This is a genomic window from Rhodopirellula maiorica SM1, assembly GCF_000346295.1.
GTDB classification, from domain to species: Bacteria; Planctomycetota; Planctomycetia; order Pirellulales; family Pirellulaceae; genus Novipirellula; species Novipirellula maiorica.
In genome coordinates, this window is the sequence record NZ_ANOG01000829.1 from 1 (window position 1) to 5,504 (window position 5,504).

The 5,504-nt window shown below is 55.0% G+C and carries 4 protein-coding genes; 1 reads left to right on the plus strand and 3 read right to left on the minus strand.

Annotated features, from left to right (window positions below; translation table 11 throughout):
* Window positions 1-153 precede the first annotated feature (153 nt).
* The gene (locus tag RMSM_RS26840; RefSeq protein WP_008704228.1) at window positions 154-1,761 is read right to left on the minus strand and encodes an ATP-binding response regulator; all 1,608 of its coding nucleotides are present in this window, start codon (window positions 1,759-1,761) and stop codon (window positions 154-156) included.
* A complete protein-coding gene (locus tag RMSM_RS37395; protein WP_052031825.1) occupies window positions 1,746-2,642 on the minus strand; it encodes a response regulator in 897 nt (298 codons plus the stop codon). Before RMSM_RS37395 ends, RMSM_RS26840 begins: the two co-directional genes overlap by 16 nt.
* A gap of 433 nt (window positions 2,643-3,075) precedes the next feature.
* Between RMSM_RS37395 and RMSM_RS26850 the strand changes: the two genes are divergently transcribed.
* Window positions 3,076-4,488: a BBP7 family outer membrane beta-barrel protein gene (locus RMSM_RS26850; RefSeq protein WP_008704231.1), complete on the plus strand. Its 1,413-nt coding sequence runs from the start codon at window positions 3,076-3,078 to the stop codon at window positions 4,486-4,488.
* Between the two features lie 23 nt (window positions 4,489-4,511).
* Here the strand turns inward: RMSM_RS26850 and RMSM_RS26855 are convergent.
* On the minus strand, window positions 4,512-5,504 hold a 993-nt coding region (locus RMSM_RS26855; RefSeq protein WP_040769539.1), incomplete at its 5' end, for a cadherin domain-containing protein.

Genomic DNA, 5,504 nt, shown 5'->3' on the forward strand with positions numbered 1-5,504 from the left:
CTTGAGCATCCTCCAATGCCATCTACTTTGGCACTAAACAGGTGGCGTTTGTAGCGGTGCGGCGCAGGGCCTCGCCCGGTCTAAACCGAACGTTTTACTCGCCTCAACCGGACGGCTCGCGCCGTGCCGCTACCAAAGTCGATGGCATTGAGTCTACGCCGGAATCAAGTTGGGTTTATCGTCCGAGTCCGCCTGGGATGCGTGGCGGACCAAGGCTTCGACATGGTCCAACAGTGTTTGAAATGCAATCGGTTTGATTAAATGTAAATCGAATCCCGCTTTGATGGCTAGATCGCGATCGGTCGGGCCACCCCAACCGGTTAACGCAATCATTTTGATGCCAGTGATGGTTCGTGAACGACGAATGCGACGCGCGGTTTCATAGCCGTCCATGCTTGGCAATCCGATATCCATGATGATCACATCGGGATGAGATTGGGTTGCCTTTTGGATTGCTTCAACGCCATCGTAAGCTTGATTGACCTGAAATCCTTCGGCTCGGAAAAGTTCGGCAAGCAGCTCCGATGCATCTTTGTTGTCTTCCACCAAAAGCAACGACTTGCCACCCGTCGTGACCGAGGATTTCGATTGGCAAGGCGTTTGCCATGCCGGGGCTGCAAAATCATCGTGTCGCGAATTTGAGCGACTCGCTTCTGATGCCGCCGCTGATAGCGTCACGGTAAAGCAGCTACCCATACCGGGGCCGCGACTGGTTGCCGATAACGTACCCCCGTGCAAGGCAACCAATCGGTTGGCAATGGTCAATCCGACGCCAAGTCCACCGTATTCGCGTGTGCGGCTTGCATCGATCTGGACAAACGGTTCAAAGATTCTCTCCGCTTGTAGCGGCGCAAAGCCGATTCCATTATCGCTGACCATGATCGACGCCAGTTCGTCGATCAATTCCAAGTTCAACGTGATGCGACCTGCCTCGGGCGTGTATTTGGACGCGTTGCCAAGTAGGTTGGCGAGTAATTGAGCGAGTCGAACCCGATCGCCATCAACCCAAATCGGGTCGTCGGGGATCAGCGATTGAAAGCGTTGCGATTTGGACACAAATGCGTTTTCAACCATTTCGATCGCGTCAGCGATCGCTAAACGGAGATCGATTCGTTGGATTTGCAATTCCACCTTGCCGCGACAAAAGCGTGACACATCAAGCAAGTCATCGGTGATCCGGATCAGATGGATAGTTTGCCGATGGATGATTTCTCGCATCCGCCGGACCACATCGGGCGAGCCTTCGTTTCGTTCCAACAACGCCAAACTGGTGCGAATCGGTGCCAAGGGATTGCGAAGTTCGTGCGCCAATAACGCCAGGAATTCGTCTTTTCGCAAGTCCGCTTTTCGCAGATCATCGCTAAGACGTTCATTTTCAAGCGAACGTTTTTCGGCAAGGTCACGCTGACGTTCTGCACGATTAAACAGCATGATCGCGACGCAGTTAACGAAAACATAGATGATCAATTGGACGAGATCGGGGACGTCATCGATCAACAAGCTTGATGACGGAGGAATGAAAAAGTGGGCTGCGGCGAGGGTGCCCAAGCCGATTGCGAAGACCGCCGGTCCGGTGCCGGCGATCCAAACCGTTAATAACACACTTAGATAGAACAGGCTAAACGGGCACTCCTCGTTCAACCAAGGTTGCAATAGTGAACGGATCCAAATGACAAATCCGGTGCTCAGGATCGCTGTTCCGTAGCGTCGAACCAAGCCCGGCCATGTGCCACTGCGGCGGTCGTTTAAGATTGATACCACTGCGGCCCTCCCGCTGCGGGCGGTCCCATCAAAGCGAGGTGGTGGGCATGGTCTTCATGGATCGCTTGCACCAATTCTTTGATATCCAGTGGCTTGGCAAACCACCGGTCCCATCCGCGGCCGGTGGGCTCGTCTTCGGTCTGGCGACGTGACCCGGTGATCGCATAGACCAATAAGTCACGCGTCCGCTCGTTTTGCCGAATTCGGTGCAGCGTTTCGAGTCCGCCCAACATCGGCATTTGCATGTCCATCAAAATCACATCCGGCAGCGTTCCCCAATATTGAAGACGCTCGCACGCTTCGCCGCCGTCACGGGCGACGTGTACGACAAAGCCTTGGGATGCAAGCAAATATGTCATCAAACTGCGTTCATTGTCCGAGTCTTCAACAACGAGCAATCGCACCCGCGGATCGGTTATGTTGGATTGGTTCGTGCGAGGATGAGATTTGTCGTGTTCGGAAACCGCAGCTGCGCGAATGTTGCCTTGGCGGGGCGAGGCGTGATCTCGATTCTCTTCGTGATTTTCATTCTCTTCGCGATTTTCATTGTTCAGCCGCGCGACCAGCGTGTCGATCATCGTTTGAACGTCGAACAATTCGCCTCGATCGATTCTTGACTGGATCGCATCGAGATACAATTGAACCACGTTCAACTGATTGCGTCGTCGGTGCTCGGCTTGGTTACCTGAGGAGCGGGCGGCGATCATTCCGCTTTGCAGATCGGACGAGGCGGTAAGCCTCTCTTGACGAAGAATCGAAATCTCGGGGGGAGCATCGATGCCAACTTTGACGATTTGCCCGCGGACTTGAAGGATCCGAAGGGTGACACCGAGATTTGGGAAAACAATTTGCTGCTGAGAGCGGCGTGAGAGAACCAACATCGTTGGAAAGCCTTTTGAGGAAGCTTTTTGCGGTGATTCACATCGGTGGACCAATGCGGGAACGCAAATAGCTTCGGCGGGTCACAAGGATTTCGAGTTGTGACCGACTCTAGTTGCCACCAGCGTCATCATCGACATCGGAGCAACGTTTCGCGACCTCTACGGTACATTCATCTGCACATCCCGGCCTGAAACTCGCTGATAATATACGATTGGTCTACCCCCCAGGCAACTAACAATGTCGGCAGATCGAAGGCATTTTTTTAGGGGCGCCACAACGGATCTGTCTTTGGGCCGCGAGCGTGTGGATATTCGCCATTGACACCGCTTTGCTGGATCAGCGACATAGGGCTGATGTCAAGATCAGTGCTCCCCCTGCGCCCCGAAGACAATGTTGTCCATCAGAAAAACAAAAAGCCGACGGAGTATTGCCATGCTTGCCATGGCGATCGTATTCGTCGAGGCCAGCCTGCTCTGCGCGGCAGATTCACCCGAAACCAAATCCGCGGACGCCGCATCGCAGTCGCCTCGCAAAATGACGTGGCGTCCTGTCTCCGGCAATGCCGACATGGGCAAGCCGACGGATGCGGAAACGGTAAAATTAGCCGGCGGAACATCCGCTGCCGAATCCGATGACTCTGAATCGGCTACCGTGGCTCCCGTTTCATACGACTTCTACGACTCCTTCGTGGGCGACCCGTTGTCCCCTGACGTCGGCTTCGTCACGCAGTCGGGCGGTTGTGACTGCGGATCTTGCGACAGCTGTAACGCGTGCGATTCCATGGGAATCACGCGTCACCGAAGTCAATTCTGGGGACGCGCCGAATATCTGGCATGGGCACTCGATGGAATCAGTTTGCCGCCCTTAGTCACCACCAGCCCCGCGGGCACCACGCCTGAAAATACAGGTGTGCTCGGCCAATCGGGAACGACCGTGTTGTTTGGCGGCAATGAAATTTTAGATGAATTGCGATCCGGGGTACGGATTAGTGTCGGGCGATTTGATTCCAATGGCTGTGATGCTACTGAGCTGTCGGCAATCGGTGTGTTTAGTGACAGCGAAAGCTTTAGCAATAACGGCAGCCTGCTTGCGCGGCCCATCTTCAACACGCAAACTGCGTCCGAAGATGCGATGTTGATTGCCCATCCCGATTTCCTTAGCGGCGCGGTGCGTGTTCAAGTCGAAAACGAACTGTACGCCTTTGACGTGTTACGGCGTCTACGATTGGTCACGTCGGCTTGTGATAGCCTCGATTTGTTGATTGGTTATCGCCACGCTCGCCTCGATGAAATGCTACGCATCGACCAATCGTCCACCTACACAGCGGCGCAAGGCCAAATCGTTTCCGGAACCACGGTCGTTTTATTCGACGATTTTGACGTCGAAAATCAATTCAATGGCGGCGAAATTGGGTTTAACTACCGTCGGCGAAACGGAACCTGGACGCTGTCCACGCTGCTGAAAGTCGGGCTGGGGGTCAACCGTGCCGATGTCACGATTGACGGCGGGACCACCAATACCGTGCCGGGGTCGGGATCGGCGTCATTCACGGGCGGCCTGCTCGCCCAACAAACCAACATTGGTCAATACGAAGATTCGCAGTTTACGGTGATCCCCGAAGTGGGAATCACCTTGTCCAAACGAATCGATGATTTTGTCGAACTCTCGATTGGCTACGGTCTGCTGTATTGGTCGGATGCCACACGAGTCGCCGATGTAATCGACCGAAGCGTCTCGCAATTTCCACCCGAACCGTCCTCAGGCAGCGGTAATCCTCGGTTTACTTTCCAGACCGACGATTTTATCTCCCATGGGCTGACGACCGGCGTGAACTTCTCGTTCTGACGCCGATCACCAAGCCAATGCCCTTACGGAGTGGTTTCGAGCGAAAGCGTCAGAATCGTTTCCGTTGAAAGTCCGTATCGGTCAATACTCTGCACTCGAATGCTGAACGATGTCGGTGAACTCGAGTCGAGATCGACATTGGTCTTCAGTACATTTCCTTCGATCGTAAACGATGCGTTGTCATCGCTGCCAGTTCCGCTGACGAGCAAGTAGACGTGTTCGTCGTCAGCGTTTGCATCGGTGGTCGACAACAAACCGACCGTGGTGCCCGTTGGGGCATCGGCTGGGATCGTACTGTTATCGAGTGCGACGGCGGTGGGGGCCACGTTAGGTTCACTGATCGTGATTTCAAGCACTTGCTCGAACGATAGCCCGCCCGCGTCTTCGCTGCGGACTCGGACCGCATACAAATCCTGGATCGCTTCGTCAAAAACTTCGTTGGACACGAGTTTGCCCTCCGCGATCTTGAACGGTTCCGACGTTGCACCTTCCTCAGGCACGATCGTGTAGGTGAATGTGTCGCCTGCGTCAGGATCTTCGCTGCTCAGCAATCCAATCTCCGTATCGGCCGCCTCGTTCGACGCGATGGTGGTGCGTGAAACTGCGATGGCGGTCGGAGCTTCGTTGATATTGGCGACGTCAATGGTGAAGGTTTCTTCCACTGTCAAGCCGCCCGCGTCGGTGCTTTGCACGCGGACGCTGTAGCTCGATTGGGTTTCAAAATCGAGCGTCGTGGCGGTCACCAGCGAGTCACCATTGATCGCGAACGACGCGTTGTCGGTGTCGCCACTGCCGCTGACCAGCGTGTAGGTGTGTGTGTCACCTGCGTTCGCATCGGTACTGGAAAGCGTGCCGACGGTGGCACCAACGGCAGCGTCTTCGGCGATCGAGGTTTCACTCAGATCAATCGCGGTCGGAGCGACATTGGCTGTGACTTCCGTGACGGTGATGGTGAAGGTTTCTTCCACCGTCAAGCCGCCGGCATCGGTGCTTTGCACGCGGACGCTGTAGCTCGA

Bases quoted from the DNA above. Each gene is read 5' to 3' on its own strand.
- RMSM_RS37395 (WP_052031825.1), bottom strand. From the start codon at position 2,642: ATGTTGGTTCTCTCACGCCGCTCTCAGCAGCAAATTGTTTTCCCAAAT.
- RMSM_RS26850 (WP_008704231.1), top strand. From the start codon at position 3,076: ATGCTTGCCATGGCGATCGTATTCGTCGAGGCCAGCCTGCTCTGCGCG.